Source organism: Roseinatronobacter sp. (genome assembly GCF_051859525.1).
In the GTDB taxonomy this organism is placed as follows: domain Bacteria; phylum Pseudomonadota; class Alphaproteobacteria; order Rhodobacterales; family Rhodobacteraceae; genus Roseinatronobacter.
In genome coordinates this window covers 1-17,658 of the sequence record NZ_JBHYFM010000013.1, presented here as the reverse complement: position 1 = coordinate 17,658, position 17,658 = coordinate 1, and the positions used below count along the sequence as shown (strand labels likewise).

Annotated in this window: 19 protein-coding genes and 1 riboswitch; of the genes, 17 read left to right on the top strand and 2 right to left on the bottom strand. The window is 64.3% G+C overall.

Annotation, left to right across the window (positions count from 1 at the left end; all coding sequences use genetic code 11):
- Positions 1-7: 7 nt before the first annotated feature.
- A complete protein-coding gene (cobO, locus tag ACTIE1_RS11025; RefSeq protein ID WP_439560894.1) occupies positions 8-622 on the bottom strand; it encodes a cob(I)yrinic acid a,c-diamide adenosyltransferase in 615 nt (204 codons plus the stop codon).
- Between the two features lie 36 nt (positions 623-658).
- Positions 659-887: riboswitch (cobalamin riboswitch) on the top strand.
- Between the two features lie 132 nt (positions 888-1,019).
- Here cobO and ACTIE1_RS11020 point away from each other — a divergent pair.
- The 9 genes from ACTIE1_RS11020 to cobJ are packed head-to-tail and all read left to right on the top strand — an operon-like array spanning position 1,020 to position 10,204.
- On the top strand, positions 1,020-1,652 hold the full coding sequence (locus tag ACTIE1_RS11020; protein ID WP_439560893.1) for a cytochrome c: 633 nt from the start codon (positions 1,020-1,022) through the stop codon (positions 1,650-1,652).
- A 22-nt stretch (positions 1,653-1,674) separates the two neighbouring features.
- A complete protein-coding gene (locus tag ACTIE1_RS11015) occupies positions 1,675-2,289 on the top strand; it encodes a HupE/UreJ family protein (protein WP_439560892.1) in 615 nt (204 codons plus the stop codon).
- 56 nt (positions 2,290-2,345) lie between these two features.
- Positions 2,346-2,735, top strand: a complete 390-nt coding sequence (locus ACTIE1_RS11010) for a DUF1636 family protein (protein WP_439560891.1) — start codon at positions 2,346-2,348, stop codon at positions 2,733-2,735.
- Complete coding sequence (gene cobW / locus ACTIE1_RS11005) at positions 2,728-3,765, top strand: cobalamin biosynthesis protein CobW (protein WP_439560890.1); 1,038 nt, start codon at positions 2,728-2,730, stop codon at positions 3,763-3,765. Before ACTIE1_RS11010 ends, cobW begins: the two co-directional genes overlap by 8 nt.
- Positions 3,766-3,771: 6 nt before the next feature.
- Positions 3,772-6,996, top strand: coding sequence for a cobaltochelatase subunit CobN (cobN, locus tag ACTIE1_RS11000; protein ID WP_439560889.1), 3,225 nt, complete (start codon positions 3,772-3,774; stop codon positions 6,994-6,996).
- Positions 6,989-8,110 carry a cobalamin biosynthesis protein CobG gene (locus ACTIE1_RS10995; RefSeq protein WP_439560888.1) on the top strand — a complete coding sequence of 374 codons (1,122 nt, stop codon included), beginning with the start codon at positions 6,989-6,991 and terminating at the stop codon, positions 8,108-8,110. Before cobN ends, ACTIE1_RS10995 begins: the two co-directional genes overlap by 8 nt.
- Positions 8,110-8,739 carry a precorrin-8X methylmutase gene (locus ACTIE1_RS10990; RefSeq protein WP_439560887.1) on the top strand — a complete coding sequence of 210 codons (630 nt, stop codon included), beginning with the start codon at positions 8,110-8,112 and terminating at the stop codon, positions 8,737-8,739. The genes ACTIE1_RS10995 and ACTIE1_RS10990 overlap by 1 nt, the downstream gene beginning before the upstream one ends.
- The gene (gene cobI, locus ACTIE1_RS10985; protein WP_439560886.1) at positions 8,736-9,461 is read left to right on the top strand and encodes a precorrin-2 C(20)-methyltransferase; all 726 of its coding nucleotides are present in this window, start codon (positions 8,736-8,738) and stop codon (positions 9,459-9,461) included. Before ACTIE1_RS10990 ends, cobI begins: the two co-directional genes overlap by 4 nt.
- On the top strand, positions 9,458-10,204 hold the full coding sequence (gene cobJ, locus ACTIE1_RS10980; RefSeq protein WP_439560885.1) for a precorrin-3B C(17)-methyltransferase: 747 nt from the start codon (positions 9,458-9,460) through the stop codon (positions 10,202-10,204). The genes cobI and cobJ overlap by 4 nt, the downstream gene beginning before the upstream one ends.
- A 140-nt stretch (positions 10,205-10,344) precedes the next feature.
- Here cobJ and ACTIE1_RS10975 read toward each other — a convergent pair whose 3' ends face one another.
- Positions 10,345-11,076, bottom strand: coding sequence for a cobalt-precorrin-6A reductase (locus ACTIE1_RS10975; protein WP_439560884.1), 732 nt, complete (start codon positions 11,074-11,076; stop codon positions 10,345-10,347).
- Between ACTIE1_RS10975 and cbiE the strand changes: the two genes are divergently transcribed.
- The 8 genes from cbiE (at position 11,075) to soxZ (ending at position 17,560) form a co-directional block, all read left to right on the top strand.
- Positions 11,075-12,277, top strand: a complete 1,203-nt coding sequence (cbiE, locus tag ACTIE1_RS10970; RefSeq protein ID WP_439560883.1) for a precorrin-6y C5,15-methyltransferase (decarboxylating) subunit CbiE — start codon at positions 11,075-11,077, stop codon at positions 12,275-12,277. The two genes, ACTIE1_RS10975 and cbiE, sit on opposite strands and share 2 nt — an antisense overlap.
- Positions 12,274-12,666 carry a cobalamin biosynthesis protein gene (locus tag ACTIE1_RS10965; protein ID WP_439560882.1) on the top strand — a complete coding sequence of 131 codons (393 nt, stop codon included), beginning with the start codon at positions 12,274-12,276 and terminating at the stop codon, positions 12,664-12,666. The genes cbiE and ACTIE1_RS10965 overlap by 4 nt, the downstream gene beginning before the upstream one ends.
- Entirely contained in the window at positions 12,663-13,448 is a 786-nt protein-coding gene (gene cobM, locus ACTIE1_RS10960; RefSeq protein WP_439560881.1) for a precorrin-4 C(11)-methyltransferase, read from the top strand. Before ACTIE1_RS10965 ends, cobM begins: the two co-directional genes overlap by 4 nt.
- A complete protein-coding gene (locus ACTIE1_RS10955; RefSeq protein ID WP_439560880.1) occupies positions 13,445-14,761 on the top strand; it encodes a cobyrinate a,c-diamide synthase in 1,317 nt (438 codons plus the stop codon). Before cobM ends, ACTIE1_RS10955 begins: the two co-directional genes overlap by 4 nt.
- A 118-nt stretch (positions 14,762-14,879) precedes the next feature.
- On the top strand, positions 14,880-15,611 hold the full coding sequence (cobA, locus tag ACTIE1_RS10950) for a uroporphyrinogen-III C-methyltransferase (protein WP_439560879.1): 732 nt from the start codon (positions 14,880-14,882) through the stop codon (positions 15,609-15,611).
- Positions 15,608-16,357, top strand: coding sequence for a precorrin-6A synthase (deacetylating) (cobF, locus tag ACTIE1_RS10945; RefSeq protein ID WP_439560878.1), 750 nt, complete (start codon positions 15,608-15,610; stop codon positions 16,355-16,357). Before cobA ends, cobF begins: the two co-directional genes overlap by 4 nt.
- Positions 16,358-16,728: 371 nt before the next feature.
- Positions 16,729-17,145 (top strand): thiosulfate oxidation carrier protein SoxY, encoded by a 417-nt coding sequence (gene soxY / locus ACTIE1_RS10940; RefSeq protein ID WP_439560877.1) that lies wholly within the window; start codon positions 16,729-16,731, stop codon positions 17,143-17,145.
- A gap of 82 nt (positions 17,146-17,227) precedes the next feature.
- Complete coding sequence (gene soxZ, locus ACTIE1_RS10935; protein WP_439560876.1) at positions 17,228-17,560, top strand: thiosulfate oxidation carrier complex protein SoxZ; 333 nt, start codon at positions 17,228-17,230, stop codon at positions 17,558-17,560.
- Positions 17,561-17,658 lie beyond the last annotated feature (98 nt).

The window sequence follows — 17,658 nt, the reverse complement described above, 5'->3', positions numbered from 1 at the left end:
GCAGCATTCAGAACTCGACACCTTTCTGGGCCTTGATGCCGTCGCGGAAAGGGTGCTTTATCAAGGTCATCTCGGTGACCAGATCGGCCATCTCGATCAGCTCGGGTTTGGCATTGCGTCCGGTCAGCACAACATGGGTCATTGGCGGTTTCTCGGTGCGCAGGAATTCAAGCACCTCTTGCAGGGGCAGGTAGTCATAGCGCAGCGCGATATTGATTTCATCCAGCAGGACAAACCGGATATCGGGGTTGCGGATCAGCGCCTTGGCCTGATCCCAGCCAGCGCGTGCGGCGGCGATGTCTCGGTCGCGATCTTGCGTTTCCCATGTGAACCCTTCGCCCGAGACGATGAATGTGCACTCACCCGCGAAGCGCGTGCGCAGGAAATCGCGTTCTCCGGTGCTCCAGTTGCCTTTGATGAACTGCACCACAGCGCAGGGCATGCCATGGGCGATACAGCGCATGATCATGCCGAAGCCGGATGAGGATTTGCCTTTGCCCGCGCCTGTATGGACGATGATCAGGCCCTTCTCGCCGGTCTTGCTTTCCATCATCCGGTCGCGGGCGGCCTTGATCTTTTGCATCTTGTCGCGGTGGCGGGCGGGGTCGGTCCTGTCGGTCATCGTGTCGTTTCCTTGCTTGACTCACCGCGCGCGGACGCGCAAGAGGAAGGGGCTGGTGCCTGTTCATGACAGGTGAAAAGGGAATGTGACAAGGCCGGATCACAAGATCAAGCCCCAAGCACAGCCGCCCCCGCGACCGTGACCGGAGAGGTTGCCCGATGCCACTGTCCCTGACGGACGGGAAGGCGGGCCGACCGACAGGTGATCCCATAGGGGAAACCTGACATCCGCAAGCCGGGAGACCTGCCAGCGTTTAGGCCGCCCCATCGGGGCATATCAACCGGCGGGGTGTCTGGTTGGGCTTGTGTCGGGACCGGCCCCGTGGCCGCCTTCACTGCCCGTGTGTTCCCCGCCCCTTTGTGTCGCGTGGCGGGTGGTCGCGCGGGAAAGTGGACGAATGAAGAACTCTCGCAGGTTAATGGCGGGTCTGGGTTTGGCTGCGGGCACATATGTGCTTGCGGCGGGGATTGTTGCCTTTGCAGTGCCGGGCGCCGAGGTGCAGATCTCGCGCGCGGACAGCATGGGTCAGGGGCAGGGCCACAGCCACAGCCATGATCATGGCCATTCCCATGTCAGCGCAGAACAGGCCGAACAGTTGACAGGGCCGTTTGGCGCGCATGGCGACCGGCATCCGCAAGCCGCAAGTTTTGCATCCCCCGCAGATGGCCTGACAGAACGGCGTCGCCGCGCCATGAGCGCGCTTTCGGGCCATTTCCGCGCGGTTTCCGCGACCTTGCTGTCGGATGCGGGGGGCGAGGATATGATCGGGATACATGCCGACGCGCTTGCGGCGCTTGGCGGTCGGATCGACACGTTGTTCGACATAGCCTCTCCAGCGCCGGAGGGGGAGAAGGGCGCCCTGGCGGCCATCTGGGCGCAGCCGGATAATTTTGCCCGATACACATCCGCCTTCAGCACCGAGGCCGAACGCTTCGCGCAGACCGTCCGCGACGGGGGGGATATGGTCAATGGCCTGCACGACCTGCGCTATTACTGCGTCGCCTGCCACGCCGATTTTCGTCAACGATGATATATCCAAAGGAACCTTGCACATGACTCGTTTTTTCATCGCACCCGCCCTGCTTCTCGCCAGTCCCGCCGTCGCGCACCACCCTTTGGGGGGCGAGGCCCCGCAGACAGTGTTTCACGGGCTGATTTCCGGCCTTGCCCATCCTGTGATCGGGCTGGACCATCTGGCTTTTGTGGTGCTGGTTGGCCTGGCCGCCGCCCTTGCGGGCCGGTCGCTGGCAGGGCCTTTCGCCTTTATAGCAGCCACGCTTGCGGGCACGGCTGTGCATCTGGCCGGTGTCATGCTGCCGCTGGCGGAACTGGTTATCACCGCATCGGTTGTCGGGCTGGGCGCAGCGCTGGTCATGGGGCGGCAGGTTGCGGGGCCGGTCGCGCTGGCAGGGTTCGCCGTTGCGGGGTTGTTCCATGGCTGGGCCTATGGCGAGGCCGTGATCGGGTCCACGCCGATGCCTGTCTTTGCCTATCTGCTGGGTTTCGGAGTCGTCCAGTTTGCGATTGCTGCGGGGGTCGCGCTGCTGGCGGGCCGGATGTTGCAACAGGGGCAGGGCGCGCTTCAGGCCCGTCTGGCTGCGGCTGTCTGTATGGGGGTGGGGCTTGCCTTCATGTTTGAAACCGTCGAGCACATGATCCTTGGCTGATATGTGCCACAAGGGGCCGGCGGTTGCGCCGGCCCGTCCCTGAACCGGAGCTTTTCATGCCCCAAGACACTGTCGATCTTCTGGTCTGCGCCACATGCCGCAGCGCCAGCCCCGCCAATCCGCTGGCCATGCCGGACCCCGACACGCGCCCCGGTGCGCAGCTTGTGCGGGCTTTACATGATGCCGCGCCCGAAGGGGTGCGCATCATTTCAGTGGACTGCCTGTCCAACTGTTCGCGCGGCTGCACGATTGCATTGCGCAAGTCCGGAGCATGGACCTATGTTTATGGCAACCTGACGCCGGAACTGCATGTGACAACCATTCTCGAGGGCGCGCAGAAATACCGTGATGCGGAAAACGGCCTTGTGCCGTGGCGCGAACGCCCCGAACATTTCCGCAAGAATTGCATCGCCCGTATCCCGCCATTGGAGGCCCCGAATGTCTGATCTGTCAAAAACCCCTGTTACCATCGTCACCGGCTTTCTGGGCGCGGGTAAAACCACACTTATCAGCCACCTGATCCGCAATGCGGGCGGGCGGCGGCTGGCAGTCGTGGTCAATGAATTCGGCACAGTCGGTGTCGATGGTGAAATGCTGAAATCCTGTGCGATCCCTGATTGTCCGGCCGAAAATATTGTCGAGCTGTCGAATGGCTGCATTTGCTGCACCGTCGCCGATGATTTCATTCCGACAGTTGAGGCGCTGTTGAAGCTGGACCCGAAGCCCGACCATATCCTGATCGAGACATCGGGGCTGGCCCTGCCCAAGCCGCTGCTGAAAGCGTTTGACTGGCCTGCCATCCGGTCGCGCATTACTGTGGACGGTGTCATCGCCCTGGCCGATGCCGAGGCGGTGGCGGCAGGGCGTTTTGCGCCCGATGTGGCCGCTGTCGATGCACAACGAGAGGCTGATGACAGTATCGACCATGAAACACCCCTGTCCGAGGTGTTCGAGGACCAGATCGCCTGCGCCGATCTGGTGCTGTTGACCAAGCCGGACCTTGCCGGACCAGCGGGCGTGGCGAAAGCCCGCGAAGTGATCGCCGCAGAAGCCCCGCGCGCCCTGCCGGTGGTCGAGGTTGCCGAAGGTGTGATCGACGCAGCCGTGCTTCTGGGGCTGGAAGCGGGGGCCGAGGATGATCTGGACGCGCGCCCCAGCCATCACGACGGGCATCATGACCATGAACATGATGATTTTGACACGATCATGGTGACGATGGGTGAAATCGCTGATCCCGCCGATCTGGCCGCGCGCATCGCGCATTTGGCCGAAAGCCAGAATATCCTGCGCGTCAAGGGCTATGCCGCGGTGGCCGGTAAACCCATGCGCCTGTTGGTGCAGGCCGTGGGCGCGCGTGTCCGTCACCAGTTTGACCGGCCATGGCAACCGGATGAGGCCCGCCTGACCCGCCTTGTCGTGATCGCTGAACATGATCATGTGAACGAAGCCGCAATCCGCGCCGCATTGGGGGCCTGATCTGCAATGCATGTCATCTTCCGCGAAAGCCACGGGCTGGATGAAGCCGACACCCCCACTGATCTGGGCCAAAGTCCGGCTGATCTGGTGGTGCTGTCGTTTTCCGACAGTGATCTGGGCGCTTTCGCGGCAGGGTGGCGCGCGGCGGGGGGCAGTTTGCCAACGCTGCGTCTGGCCAATCTGGCGGCGCTGAAACACCCGCTATCGGTGGATACCTACCTCGAAAACACGCTGGAGGGCGCGAAGGGCATTCTGATCCGGCTGATCGGCGGCGCGCCCTATTGGGGCTACGGGCTGCAACAGGTGCAGGCCCTTGCGCGGCAAAAGGGGATCGCGCTGGCCGTGCTGCCCGCTGACGGGCGGCCTGATTCCGCGCTGGACGCGCATTCAACCCTGCCGGTCAGCACGTTGCGGCGTTTGCAGCACCTGTGCGATACGGGCGGCGAGGGGGCGGCGCGGGCGGCATTGCAGCAGCTTGCGCTGGCGTCGGGCCTGTATGCGCCGCCGGTGCGCGGGGTGCGTTCGGTTGCGCAGGTGGGGGGCTGGGCGCAGGACGGCATCACCTGTCCGGCCGCGTTCCGCTTCGCGTCTGAACGCCCGCGCATTCTGGTGGTATTCTACCGGTCTTATCTTGCGGCGGCGGATCTGGACCCCGTCCGCGCGCTGATGCAGGCGATGGACGCGCGCGGTTTCGACACGCTGGCGTTGTTTGTGCCGTCCCTGAAGGAACCGCAGGCGCGCGCATGGCTGACCGGCTGGGTCAGGGAACTGGCCCCGAAGGCCGTGCTGAACGCCACCGCCTTCTCCGCGCTGGGCGATGACGGGGCCGTGCTGGAAACCGCCGGCGTGCCGGTGTTTCAGGTGGCGCTTGCCACCAATGACCGGCAGCGCTGGCAGGACGCGGCACGCGGGCTGTCGCCTGCCGATCTGGCCATGCATGTGGTCCTGCCCGAAGTGGACGGGCGCCTGTTTGCCGGTGTGGCAAGTTTCAAGGAATTCACCTCCCCTGATCCCGACCTTCAATTCGCCCGCGCCGAGCATCGCGCCGACCCCGCCCGCATTGACGCGATTGCCAGCCGCGTCACCGCATGGGTCCGCCTGCAAGACCTGCCGCCTTCACAACGCCGCACGGCCCTTGTGCTGTCGACATATCCGGGCAAGGGCTGGAACATGGCGCATGCGGTGGGGCTGGACGCGCTGGAAAGTGCCAGCGCGATCTTGCACGACATCGGTGCGCCCGCGCAAGACGCCCGCGCGCTGGCCGATGCGCTGGATACGCAGCGGGTGCACTGGCCCGTTGCGTCCTATCTGGCGGCGCTGGCGGCCTTGCCTGACGCGCTGCGCGACGATCTGTTTGCGGCATGGGGCGCGCCCGAAGATGACCCCGCCTGCACGAATGGGGCCTTTGACTTTGCCGCGATCCAGCTTGACCGGATGCTTGTGGCACTCCAGCCTGAACGCGGCACGCCTGCGTTGCGCGATGATGAATATCACGACCTCGGGCGCACGCCGCGCCATGCCTATGTGGCGTTTTACCTGTGGCTTCGCGCGCAAGCGGATGCGCTGGTCCATATCGGCGCACATGGCACGCTGGAATGGCTGCCGGGCAAGTCCGTGGCGCTGTCAGATGACTGCTGGCCCGAAGCGCTGGTCCGCGAATTGCCGGTGATCTATCCCTTCATCGTCAATGACCCGGGCGAGGCCGCGCAGGCCAAGCGCCGCATCGGTGCCGTGACATTGGGCCATGTGCCCCCGCCGATGGTGGCGGCGCAATCGGGCGCGGGTCTGGCGCAGTTGGAAGCGCTGCTGGATGAATTTTCAAACGCCGACGGGCTGGACCCTGCGCGCCGCGACCGGCTGCAAACCGATATCCGAGTGGAGGCCGAGGCGCTGGGGCTGGGCCTTGAATTGGGGCTTGATGGCGCGGAGTGTCTGGCCGAGGCGATCACCCGCATTGACCGTTTCGTGTGTGATGTGAAGGAAAGCCAGTTTGGCGACGGGCTGCATGTTTTCGGGCGCGGCGATCAGGGCGCGGGCGAACGCGCAGGGCTTCAGGCCGCGCTTTCGGGCCGGTTTGTGGCCCCGGGCCCATCCGGTTCGCCCCATCGCGGGCGGTCCGATGTGCTGCCCACAGGGCGCAATATGTTCACCACCGACCCGCGCGCGGTTCCTTCGCGCGCGGCCCATGCGCAGGGCGTGAAGCTGGCCGATGAACTTGTGCGCCGCCATTTGCAGGACCACGGCGACTGGCCGCGCGCGCTGGTCGTGGACCTGTGGGGCAGCGCCACCATGCGCACGGCAGGCGAGGAATTTGCCATGGCGTTGCACCTGCTGGGTGCGCGGCCGGTCTGGGACGAAGGATCATCGCGCGTGTCCGGTGTGGAAATCCTGCCCATTGCGGAACTGGACCGCCCGCGACTGGACGTGACCTTGCGTGTGTCGGGCCTGTTCCGCGATGTGTTTCCGCAACTGTCCACCTTGTTCGGGCAGGCCGTTGCCGCGCTGGCCGCGCGCGATGAGGCGCCGGACTGGAACCCCTTTGTGGGGCAGGGGGGCGCGCGTGTCTATGGCCCCGCACCGGGCAGTTACGGGCTTGGCATGGGGGCCGCGCTTGATGAGTATAGCGCCGCCGCCCGCGAACAGGCAGGGCGCGCATGGCTGGCGGCGTCATCGCATGCGCTTGATACCGGACAGCATGATCCCGACGGGATCGCTGCACGCGTGGCACAGGCGGATGCCTTCGTGCATTTGCAGGACCTGCCCGAAACCGATGTGTTGCTGGCGCAGGATTACGCCGCCCATGAAGCAGGATTTGCGGCTGCGCAGGCGCTGACCGGCGGGCAGGCTGCGCTGTATCATATAGACGCAACGCGCCCCGATGACCCGCGCGCGCGCACCCTGACCGAAGAAATCGCGCGTGTGGTGCGGGCCCGTGCCGCAAACCCGAAATGGATTGCGGGCATGATGAAACACGGGTTTCGGGGGGGCGCGGAAATTGCCGCCACGCTGGACCATCTGGCGGCTTTTGCCCATCTGGCCGCAGCTGTTCCGCCGCAACTGATTGACCTGTATCATGATGCGACACTGGGCGATGATGCCGTCTGCGCGTTTCTGGAACGCGAGAACCCCGCCGCCCTTGCAGCGATGCAGGCGCGGTTTGCCGCATTGCATGACGCGGGCCTGTGGGTGACACGCAGGAATTCCATTCTTGCGGGGTTGGCGCATGACTGAATTTGACGTGAAAGGCTGGTGCCCCGGCGCATTGCGGCCCATGCAATCGGGCGATGGCTGGGTGGTGCGTGTGCGCCCGCGTTTGGCACGGTTGACGCGCGCGCAGGCATCGGGGCTGTGCGACGCGGCGCAGACCTATGGCGCGGGGCTGATCGACCTGACCAACCGCGCCAATCTGCAAATTCGTGGCGTCGGCGATGCTGCGCTTGGTCCGTTGCAAGATGCCTTGGCAGAATTGAACCTGCTGGACAGCGACCCTGATCTGGAATCCCGCCGCAATATCCTGATTGCGCCGGATTGGGCATGTGGCGATGACAGTGCGCGTCTGTGGACCGAATTGGCCGAACGGTTGGCAGAATTGCCGCAGCTGCCGCCCAAGATGGGCTTTGCCATGGATGCAGGCCCTGCACCTGTGCTGGCGGGTGATCCGGCTGACTTTCGCATAGAACGCGGGCAGGGCGGGCTGATCCTGCGCGCCGAGGGCCGCGCGTTTGGCATGGCGTTGCAGCACGGGCGTGAAATTGACAGCCTGATACGGCTGTGCCGCTGGTTTGTGGACACGGGTGGCGCGCAATCGGGCCGAATGGCCCGCCATGATGCCGCGCTGCCGGATTGGGGCATATGGGACGCCGCGCCTGTGCCCGCGCGCGCGCCATTCAGGGCCGGTTTGACGCCTGCGGGATTGGTCGTCGGTGCCGCTTTCGGCCAGATCATGGCGCAGGATCTGGCACAGGCCCTTGTCGCGACAGACGTGCCCGCCATTCGCGTGACCCCGTGGCGCTGCCTTGTGCTGGAGGGGCTGACTGGCGCGCCCGCGCTGCCTGACAGCCTGATTGCGACGCCTGACCATGCCGCCTTGCGCGTGGACGCCTGCGCGGGCGCGCCACTGTGTCCGCAGGCCAGTGTTGAAACCCGCGCGCTTGCGCTGGAACTTGCGCCGCTGGTCGGCGGCAGTTTGCATGTGTCGGGCTGTGCGAAGGGTTGCGCAAGGGCGCGTGCTGCGGATATCACCCTGATCGGTCGTGATGGTCGCTTTGATCTGGTCTTGCAGGGGCGGAGTGATGCAACAGGGCTGACGACAGACCAGATACTGACCCGATTTGAGAGATCATAATGCCCTATACCTACGAGACTGATGGTGCCGCAATCTACCTGCAATCCTTTGCCACCATCCGGGCCGAGGCTGATCTGGACCGCTTCACAGCAGATGAAGAACCCATTGCCGTGCGCATGATCCATGCCGCCGGTATGGTCGGGCTGGAGGAGTTTATTCACTTCTCGCCCGGTTTCGCCACTGCGGCCCGTGCGGCGCTTGAAGCAGGCGCGCCCATCCTGTGCGATGCCTATATGGTGTCCGAAGGGGTGACCCGCCCGCGTCTGCCTGCCGAGAACGAAGTCATATGCACCCTGCGCGACCCGCGCGTGCCGCAAATGGCGCGCGAGATGGGCAATACACGCTCTGCCGCCGCGCTGGAATTGTGGCGGCCCCATCTGGACGGGGCGCTTGTGGCCATTGGCAATGCGCCAACGGCGTTGTTCCACTTGCTGAACATGCTGGAAGATCCGGATTGCCCGCGCCCTGCCGCGATTATCGGCTGCCCCGTGGGGTTTGTGGGCGCAATGGAATCCAAGGACGCGCTTTGGGCCGCGCAGCCCGTGCCAAATTGCATCGTCAAGGGCCGTCTGGGCGGCAGCGCGATCACGGTTGCCGCCATCAACGCCATCGCGAGCCGCAAGGAATGAGTGTGGGCACCATTTACGGCGTGGGCCTTGGCCCCGGCGCGCAGGATCTGATGAGCGTACGCGCGGACCGTCTGGTGCGCAATGCGCGGCATGTGGCCTTTTTCCGCAAGGCAGGGCGCAAGGGACAGGCGCGCGCGATTGTCGAGGGGATGCTGCACGCGGATGCGGTCGAATTTCCCATGGAATACCCTGTCACCACGGAAATACCCGTGGCCGATCCCCGCTATAACGCGCTGCTTTCGGCCTTCTATACGGAATGTACCGACCATTTGCGGGCACTGGCCGCAGGGGGCGCGGATGTGGTTGTCCTGTGCGAGGGGGACCCGTTTTTCTACGGCTCATTCATGCACATCTACACACGGCTGAAAGACGCAGTGCCGGTAGATGTGGTGCCCGCCATCACCGGCATGTCAGGGGCATGGACCGCCACAGGGCAGCCCATCACATGGGGTGATGACGTGCTGACCGTGCTGATGGCCACCTTGCCCGAAGACGTGCTGGCCGAAAAGATCGCGGCCACGGATGCGCTGGTGGTGATGAAGATCGGGCGCAACCTGCCCAAGCTGAAACGCGCGCTTGATCGGGCAGGGCGGCTGCAGGATGCGTGGATCGTGGAATATGCCCAGATGCCGCGCCAGCATGTGCAACGGCTGGTTGATGCCAGCGAAGTGACGCCCTATTTCTCGATCGTGCTGATCCACGGACAGGGGCGCAGACCATGAGCGGCTGGGTCGTTATTGCCGGGCTGGGGCCGGGGGATGAGGCGCTGGTCACGCCGGAAGTGCGCGCGGCGCTGGAGGCCGCCACGGATGTGGTGGGCTACATTCCCTATGTGGCGCGTGTGGCCCCGCGTGACGGGCTGACCTTGCATTCCAGCGACAACCGCGTGGAGTTGGAGCGCGCGGCCCATGCGTTGGCGATGGCGGCGGACGGGCAGCGCGTGGTGGTGGTGTCGTCGGGTGATCCGGGCGTGTTTGCCATGGCATCCGCCGTGTTCGAGGCGCTGGAGGCCGGACCGCAGCACTGGCGTGCGCTTGATATCCGCGTCTTGCCGGGGATTACTGCGATGCTGGCGGCCGCCGCAAAGGCTGGCGCGCCATTGGGCCATGATTTCTGCGCCATCAACCTGAGCGATAACCTGAAACCCTGGGCGTTGATCGAAAAACGCCTGCGACTGGCGGCCGAAGGTGATTTCGCAATGGCATTCTACAACCCGCGGTCAAAGTCGCGCCCCGAGGGATTTGCCCGCGCCCTTGAGGTGTTGCGCGAAGCATGCGCCGATGCACGCCCCGTTCTGTTTGCCCGCGCCGTCAGCACCCCGCAGCAGGAGTTGCGCATTGTCCCCCTGACGGACGCACAGCCCGAAATGGCGGATATGCGCACGATGGTGATTATTGGATCAAGCCTGACGCGGGTGATCGACACCCCGCGCGGGCCGGTATTATACACCCCGAGATCGGCATGACCGGCGCGGCGGGTTCTGGTTCTGCGGCAAGGAAGGGGGGGCTTTCCGCCCCCCCCTTGGGCCTGACGGCCCAATTCCCCCCTAGAGGATATTTTTGCCAGAATGAACAGGGCAGGCGGGGTGTTTTGTTCCCGCGCGGGCTAGGTCGTGACCCAGTCGAGCACGGCCGCAATGTCATGAACCTGTGCGCGGTCCGGAATTGGGGGGCGGTCGATCATGATGACCGGAATTCGCAACCGGCGCGCTGCGACAAGTTTCGCCTCGGCCCCTGTTCCGCCGGCATTCTTGGCGACGACAAGGCTGATGTCATGGGCCTGCATCAGGGCTGCGTCCGCGTCCGCATCAAACGGGCCGCGGTCAAGGATGATGTGATGGTCGGGCAGGGGGGGCGGGGTCTGTGGCGGATCGACGAGGCGCAGAAGGTAGCGGTGCTGCGGATGGCGGCCAAAGGCAGCCAGATGCATGCGTCCCAGTGCGAGCATGATGTTTTCGCGCGGCCTGTCCAGCGCGGCCACGGTGGCGGGAATATCTGGCACCCGCGTCCATTGATCGCCGTCCCGTGCGGTCCATGGCGGCCGCGTCAACGCCAGCAAGGGCGTTTGTGCGCGCCGCGCCGCCTGAACGGCATTTGCGCTGATCGTTGCGGCGAAGGGGTGGGTTGCGTCGACAAGATGGGTGATCTTGGTGTCGCGCAGATAGGCTGCAAGCCCCTGCGCGCCGCCAAAACCCCCTACGCGCACCGGCACCGGCTGGGGTTTGGGGCGTTCGACGCGCCCTGCATAGCTGAGCGTGGCAGGCAGCCCTGCGGCGGCAAGCGCTGCGACAAGGCGCGTTGCCTCGATCGTGCCGCCAAGAACGAGGATATTCGGCATGGATGAAAACGCCCCCTGGTTGACGATTGTGGGTCTTGGGGAAGATGGCCTGAACGGGTTGTCGGATGCAAGCCGTGATGCACTTCTGGGGGCCGAGCTGGTGATGGGGGCGGCGCGTCATCTTGCGATCCTGCCCGAACTGTCCTGCGAGGTGCTGGAATGGCCGGTACCGTTTGCGGATGGAATTGCGCTGCTTCTGGCGCAACGTGGCCGGCGGGTGGTTTTGCTGGCGTCGGGCAATCCGTTCTGGTTCGGGGCTGGCAGCAGCGTGGCGCGTCATCTGGCGCGTTGGGAATGGGTGGCGCTGCCTGGCCCGTCGACTTTCGCGCTGGCGGCGGCCGAGTTGGGATGGCCGCTGGAAACGCTGGCCTGTCTGGGGTTACATGCGGCCCCGTTGTCGCGTTTGCGCCCGCATCTTGCGGTGGGGACGCGTGCGCTGGTTTTGCTGCGCGACGGGGCTGCGGCGGGCGATCTTGCGGCCTATCTTGCAGGTCTTGGCTTTGGTGCGACGCGTTTGCATGTCATGGAGGCGCTGGGCGGTCCGCGGGCGCGGGTGCGTGCGGTCATTGCCGCGGAATATGCCCTTGAGGATGTGATGCATCCGGTGATTGTCGGACTGGAGGTTGCGGGGCAGGGCGCGGCAGTGCCGGTTGCGTCCGGACTGCCGGACGAGATGTTCGCCCATGACGGCCAGATCACAAAACGTGCTGTGCGGACCCTGAGCCTGTCGGCACTTGCCCCGCGCGCGGGGGAGTTGTTGTGGGATATAGGCGCGGGGTCGGGGTCGGTGGGGATCGAATGGTTGCTGGCGCATCCCAGGATGCGGGCCATCGGTTTCGAAATGGACCCTGTTCGCGCCGCGCGCGCGAGAGAGAATGCGCATGCCCTTGGCGTGGACCGGCTGGCGGTGATTGAGGGGCGCGTGCCGGATGTGTTGCAGGGCCAGCCCCTGCCGGATGCGGTCTTTATTGGCGGGGGTGTCACGGACGCGGTGCTGGCGCGGTTGTGGGAGATGCTGCCGCACGGGGTGCGTGTAGTGGCAAATGCCGTGACGCTGGAAAGCGAGGCGCTGCTGATGCAATGGCATGCGCGGGCGGGTGGCGACTTGATGCGGCTGGAGGTGTCGCAGGCCGCACCGCTGGGGACGAAGCGGGGGTGGCGTGCCGCTTACCCCATTGTGCAATGGCGGGTGGTGCGATGATCGTGGCGGGGTTTGGCTGTTCGTCACAGGCGGCCACAGCCAGTTTGCACGATGTTTTCGTGCGCATGGCTTGTGTTGCGAAACCGGATGCGCTTGCCTGTCTGGACGGGCGCGCGGCCTGGCTTGTGCCCTTCGCGCGGCAGGTGGGTCTGCCGCTGATAACCTTGAAGCCCGCCCAGATTCAGGGCATTGCAACGCCCACGCAATCGGCGCGCATTCAGGCGGCATTTGGCACAGGCAGTGTGGCGGAAGCCTGTGCGCTGGTCGTGGCCGCGGGCAGCCTGCACAAGGAAGATGACAGGCGCGCCGCAGCGGTAATTGCCGTTGCGCGGCTTATATCACAGGACGGACAGGCGACAGGGGCCGTTGCACGAGGAGGCGGGACATGACGGTGCATTTTATCGGTGCGGGGCCGGGGGCAGCGGACTTGCTGACCTTGCGCGGGCGCGACCTGATCGCGCGAAGCCCAGTATGCCTGTATGCGGGATCGCTGGTGCCTGCCGCCATGCTGGAGCATTGCCCGAAAGGCGCGCGGATCGTCAATACCGCCCCGCTGTCGCTGGATGAAATTATGTCCGAGATCACCGCCGCAGAGGCAAAGGGGCAGGATGTGGCGCGGCTGCATTCGGGCGATGTGTCGGTCTGGTCGGCCATGGCGGAACAGCTGCGCCGCCTGCGCGCTGCGAACATCGCCTATACAGTGACACCGGGCGTGCCTGCCTTCGCCGCTGCTGCCGCTGCGTTGCAGGTGGAACTGACCCTGCCGGAAGTCGCGCAATCACTGGTGTTGACCCGCACACCGGGGCGGGCCAGCACGATGCCCGCGCGCGAGACATTGACGAATTTTGCGCAAACCGGCGCGACACTGGCAATTCACCTGTCGATCCAGAACCTTGCACAGGTGGTGGCGGATCTGGCCCCCCATTACGGACAGGATTGTCCGGTCGCAGTGGTTTGGCGTGCAAGCTGGCCGGACCAGCGCATCATCCGTGCGACCTTGGGCGGGATTGTGGACGCGGTTGCGGGCAGTATGGAGCGCACAGCCCTTATTCTGGTCGGCCCCGCACTGGCAGCCGAAGGGTTTTCCGAAAGTGCGCTTTACGCGCCCGAGTATGACCGCAGGTTCCGGCCCCAAAGCGCGGATTCGGTCTATAAGGACAGTATCGAATGACACAGGGATTGATGATTTCCGCCCCTGCATCCGGCACTGGCAAGACCACAGTGATGCTAGGCCTGTTGCGTGCCTTGCGCGACGCAGGCGTTCGCGTGCAACCTTTCAAAAGCGGGCCGGATTACATTGATCCGGCATTTCACCGCGCCGCCAGCGGGCGCGAGGCGTATAATCTGGACAGCTGGGCCATGACCCCCGATCTGATGGATGCGATTGCCGCCCATGCAGGTGATGCGGATCTGGTGCTGGCTGAAGGGTCGATGGGCCTGTTTGACGGGGTCGCGAAACCGGGCGCGGCAGGGCATGGCAGCAGTGCCGAGCTGGCGCAGCGCATGGGCTGGCCTGTGGTTCTGGTTGTGGATGTGTCGGGGCAGGCGCAATCTGCCGCCGCCGTGGCACTGGGCTTTGCGCGCTACTGGCCCGACCTGCCCTTCGCGGGGGTTATCCTGAACCGTGTGGCAAGCCCGCGCCATGAACGGCTTGTCCGGCTGGGCATGGAGGCGGCGGGATTGCGTGTGCTGGGCGCGTTGCCACGGCGCGGCGATCTGGTTCTGCCGGAGCGGCATCTGGGGCTTGTGCAGGCAGTCGAACACCCCGATCTTGAACGCGCGATTTCCGGTTATGCGGCCTTTCTGCGCGACCATGTGGATGTGGACGCACTGGCGCAATATGCAGGTTCGGGGCGGGCGTTGCATCAAGGCGTGTTGCCGCATCCCCCCGCCCAGCGGATTGCGCTGGCGCGCGATGCGGCGTTTTCATTTACCTATCCGCATTTGCTGGAAGGGTGGCGGCGCGCGGGGGCAGAAGTCTTGCCCTTCTCGCCGCTGGCAGATGAGCCGCCCGACCCAAGCGCCGATCTGGTGTGGTTGCCTGGGGGATATCCGGAATTGCATGCAGGCAGGCTTGCGGCAGCGGGGCGGTTTCGCGACGCGTTGCGCGTGCATGCCCGCACGCGCCCTGTTCATGGCGAATGCGGCGGGTATATGGCCCTTGGTGCGGCCTTGATCGACAAGGAGGGCACGCGCCACCAGATGGCGGGCCTGCTGGGGCTGGTGACATCCTATGCGCAGCGCAAGATGCATCTGGGATACCGGCGGGCGGAGTTGGTGCAGGGCATGCCGGGATTTGCACCCGGGGCCGCGCTGCGCGGGCATGAGTTCCATTATTCCACGATTGTTGCGCAGCCTGACGCGCCACTGGCCGAAGTGCGTGATGCGCAAGGCGATGTTGTAGCCGAAACGGGATCGCGCAATGGCCATGTCAGTGGCACGTTCTTCCATCTGATTGCCGAGGACCGGCGCGACAACCTATGATATCCGCAGCATTGACGGATATCTTTTTGACCTGTCTTCGGGGAAGGGGGCGCTCGCGCCCCCTCGGGCCTGCGGCCCTCACCCCCGAGGATATTTAGACCAGAATGAAGGGGCAGAGATGCGCGGGTTTGTGTCATTTGTCGGGTCCGGTCCGGGGGATCCGGAACTGCTGACGCTGAAAGCGGTGGCGCGGTTGAAGCAGGCCGATGCTGTCTTGTTTGACGACCTGTCATCAGGTCCGGTCCTGGGATATGCGCGACAGGGCGCTGAACTGGTGGCGGTGGGCAAGCGTGCGGGCCGCCCGTCGCCAAAGCAGGACCATGTGAGCCGGTTGCTGGTGGATTATGCCTTGGGGGGCGCGCGGGTCGTGCGGCTGAAATCCGGCGATCCGGGGGTCTTTGGCCGGTTGGAGGAGGAAATCACTGCATGTCGTGCCGCGAACATAGGGTTTGAGGTCATTCCGGGTGTCACCTCGGCCAGTGCGGCGGCGGCGGCGGCGGGCATTCCGTTGACCCGCCGGTTGAATGCGCGGCGGGTGCAATTCGTGACAGGGCATGATGTGCGCGGCGCCTTGCCGGAGGGGCTGCACATGGCCGCTCTGGCCGATCCGCTGGCGATGACGGTGGTGTTCATGCCCAAGCGCACATTTCCGGAATTGGCAGAGGCGCTGATCGGGGCGGGCTTGCCGTCGCACACGCCCGCGCTGCTGGCCGAGAATGTCAGCCATCCCGACCAGCGTTTGACGCGGTCCACAGTGGGGCAGCTTGCGCGTGATTTGCAAGCCGAGGCGTCGCGCGACGGGCCGGCGCTTATACTCTACGGCCCGATATGTGAGGACGAGGGCATATGATCGAGTTAAGCCTTGTGGGGATTGGCACAGGCAATCCCGACCATCTGACCCGTGCCGCGATCCGCGCGCTGAATGCGGCGGATGTGATCTTGCTGCCGCGCAAGGGCGCTGACAAGGCGGAGCTGCTGGATTTGCGGCGGATGATATGCGCCGATGTGCTGACAGGGCCGGTTGTGCTGGCGGAGTTCGACCTGCCTGTGCGTGACAGTCAGGGTGCCTATATCGGCGGGGTGCTGGACTGGCATGAGGCGATCGCGCAGGTCTGGGCCGCGCAGATTGCGGCGCATTTGCCCCGTGGCGGGCGCGTTGCCCTGATGGTGTGGGGCGATCCGTCCCTGTATGACAGCAGCCTGCGCATTGCTGCGCGATTGGGGGCCGCAGGCATGCCGCTTCGGGTGTCGGTGGTGCCGGGAATAACCAGCCTGCAGGTGCTGACTGCCGAACACGGGATTGCGTTGAACACGCTGGGTGCGCCGGTGATCATTACAACCGGCAGGCGGTTGCGCGACGCAGGCTGGCCAGCGGGGGCCGACACTGTGGCGGTGATGCTGGATGCCGGCAACGCATTCGAGGTGCTGGACCCGGCGGGGCTACATATCTGGTGGGGGGCGTATCTGGGGATGCCGCAGCAGGCCTTGCTGGCCGGACCGTTGCCGGATGTCGCGCCGCAGATCACGCATCTGCGCGCCGCGCTGCGCGCCACGCATGGGTGGATTATGGACATATATGTGTTGCGCCGGTCCTGACGCAGGCGTTTCGCGCAGCGTCGCAGAGGGCCGGATAGACCCGCCGGATAGGCAGATGCATTTGCGGGTGGCGCCATGATGCAAACACGCCGAATACCTTCTGGTTGGTTGCGGCCTATGGCGCAGGATTGTGTATAGTTATTTATTTTATTTAAAAAACAATATGTTAAGGTCATCACAAAAAATACATTCAGAAAATGTAATTTTATGTTGCGACAATATGTCCTATCAGGTTAGGGTGATTCAGGAGGAGTGGATCAGGCCGCCGCTGTTTGACCGCAGGTGACGCCACAGCGCTGAGAATGCGCACATTGCGAGTGCGGAGCAGGCGCGCGCAAGCTGATCCAGGAACAGGAACGGGAGTGAGGTAAATGGAATATTCACGGCGGCACACTCTTGCGATGGGCCTTGGCGGGCTTTTCGTGACAGTGGTTCCAGTCCGCGTATCGGCCGATGCGGCAGGGTTGATCCAGGCGTTTACGGGCGGGGCGGATATCGTTGATGGCCCGCTAAGCATATCAGCGCCTGAAATTGCCGAGAATGGCAATGCTGTTCCGGTCACAGTGACATGCCCTGATGCGAAATCGATCCGTATTCTGGCCCCTGCAAACCCGAACCCTGAAGTGTGCACAGTGCATTTCGGCCCGCTTGCCGGTCGCCATTCGGCGACAACGCGCATTCGTATGGCAGAAACAATGGATGTGATCGCGCTGGCGGAAATGTCGGACGGAACCTTCGTTCAGGCCGCCGCGAATGTTCGGGTTACCATTGGCGGCTGCGGCGGCTAGGGCGTTTGGTCCAGCCCGCCTGCGCAAATGAATGACAGCGTCCGCAATGCCGGACCGTCGCCAAGAACAAGGAGTATAGCCTATGTCCGGTTTTGATGCCCGCCCCCGCGTTCGTGTGCCGCGCACCGCATCTGTTGATGAGGTGGTGCTGGTGCGCACATTGATCAACCACCCTATGGAAAACGGCCACCGTGTGGACACCGACGGGACCACTGTCCCGCGCCATATCATCAACCGGTTCACCTGCACCTTTAACGGTGAAACGGTGATCGATATGGAAATCGAACCCAGCCTGTCGGCAAATCCGTTCATTGAATTTGAAGCGCGTGTGCCTGAAACGGGCGAATTTGCGTTCACATGGGTGGATGATGACGGCTCTGTCTATGAAGACAGTGCCAGCATTACCGTAGGATAGCTTGCGCCAAGCTGTAGGCACTTAGAGCATGTTGCTCAAAAGTGGGAACCGGTTTTGAGCTTCTCGAACATGCAAAACCAATAAGTTAGAGCATGTCG

What these genes read in the sequence shown, in the direction of transcription:
- cobM (WP_439560881.1), top strand. Translation starts at nt 12,663, where the DNA reads ATGACGGTGCATTTTATCGGTGCGGGGCCGGGGGCAGCGGACTTGCTG.
- cobN (WP_439560889.1), top strand. Translation starts at nt 3,772, where the DNA reads ATGCATGTCATCTTCCGCGAAAGCCACGGGCTGGATGAAGCCGACACC.
- cobF (WP_439560878.1), top strand. Translation starts at nt 15,608, where the DNA reads ATGATCGAGTTAAGCCTTGTGGGGATTGGCACAGGCAATCCCGACCAT.
- soxY (WP_439560877.1), top strand. Translation starts at nt 16,729, where the DNA reads ATGGAATATTCACGGCGGCACACTCTTGCGATGGGCCTTGGCGGGCTT.
- cobA (WP_439560879.1), top strand. Translation starts at nt 14,880, where the DNA reads ATGCGCGGGTTTGTGTCATTTGTCGGGTCCGGTCCGGGGGATCCGGAA.
- soxZ (WP_439560876.1), top strand. Translation starts at nt 17,228, where the DNA reads ATGTCCGGTTTTGATGCCCGCCCCCGCGTTCGTGTGCCGCGCACCGCA.
- ACTIE1_RS10995 (WP_439560888.1), top strand. Translation starts at nt 6,989, where the DNA reads ATGACTGAATTTGACGTGAAAGGCTGGTGCCCCGGCGCATTGCGGCCC.
- cobI (WP_439560886.1), top strand. Translation starts at nt 8,736, where the DNA reads ATGAGTGTGGGCACCATTTACGGCGTGGGCCTTGGCCCCGGCGCGCAG.
- ACTIE1_RS11010 (WP_439560891.1), top strand. Translation starts at nt 2,346, where the DNA reads ATGCCCCAAGACACTGTCGATCTTCTGGTCTGCGCCACATGCCGCAGC.
- cobO (WP_439560894.1), bottom strand. Translation starts at nt 622, where the DNA reads ATGACCGACAGGACCGACCCCGCCCGCCACCGCGACAAGATGCAAAAG.
- ACTIE1_RS11020 (WP_439560893.1), top strand. Translation starts at nt 1,020, where the DNA reads ATGAAGAACTCTCGCAGGTTAATGGCGGGTCTGGGTTTGGCTGCGGGC.
- cobJ (WP_439560885.1), top strand. Translation starts at nt 9,458, where the DNA reads ATGAGCGGCTGGGTCGTTATTGCCGGGCTGGGGCCGGGGGATGAGGCG.
- ACTIE1_RS10990 (WP_439560887.1), top strand. Translation starts at nt 8,110, where the DNA reads ATGCCCTATACCTACGAGACTGATGGTGCCGCAATCTACCTGCAATCC.
- ACTIE1_RS10965 (WP_439560882.1), top strand. Translation starts at nt 12,274, where the DNA reads ATGATCGTGGCGGGGTTTGGCTGTTCGTCACAGGCGGCCACAGCCAGT.
- ACTIE1_RS11015 (WP_439560892.1), top strand. Translation starts at nt 1,675, where the DNA reads ATGACTCGTTTTTTCATCGCACCCGCCCTGCTTCTCGCCAGTCCCGCC.
- cbiE (WP_439560883.1), top strand. Translation starts at nt 11,075, where the DNA reads ATGGATGAAAACGCCCCCTGGTTGACGATTGTGGGTCTTGGGGAAGAT.
- ACTIE1_RS10955 (WP_439560880.1), top strand. Translation starts at nt 13,445, where the DNA reads ATGACACAGGGATTGATGATTTCCGCCCCTGCATCCGGCACTGGCAAG.
- ACTIE1_RS10975 (WP_439560884.1), bottom strand. Translation starts at nt 11,076, where the DNA reads ATGCCGAATATCCTCGTTCTTGGCGGCACGATCGAGGCAACGCGCCTT.
- cobW (WP_439560890.1), top strand. Translation starts at nt 2,728, where the DNA reads ATGTCTGATCTGTCAAAAACCCCTGTTACCATCGTCACCGGCTTTCTG.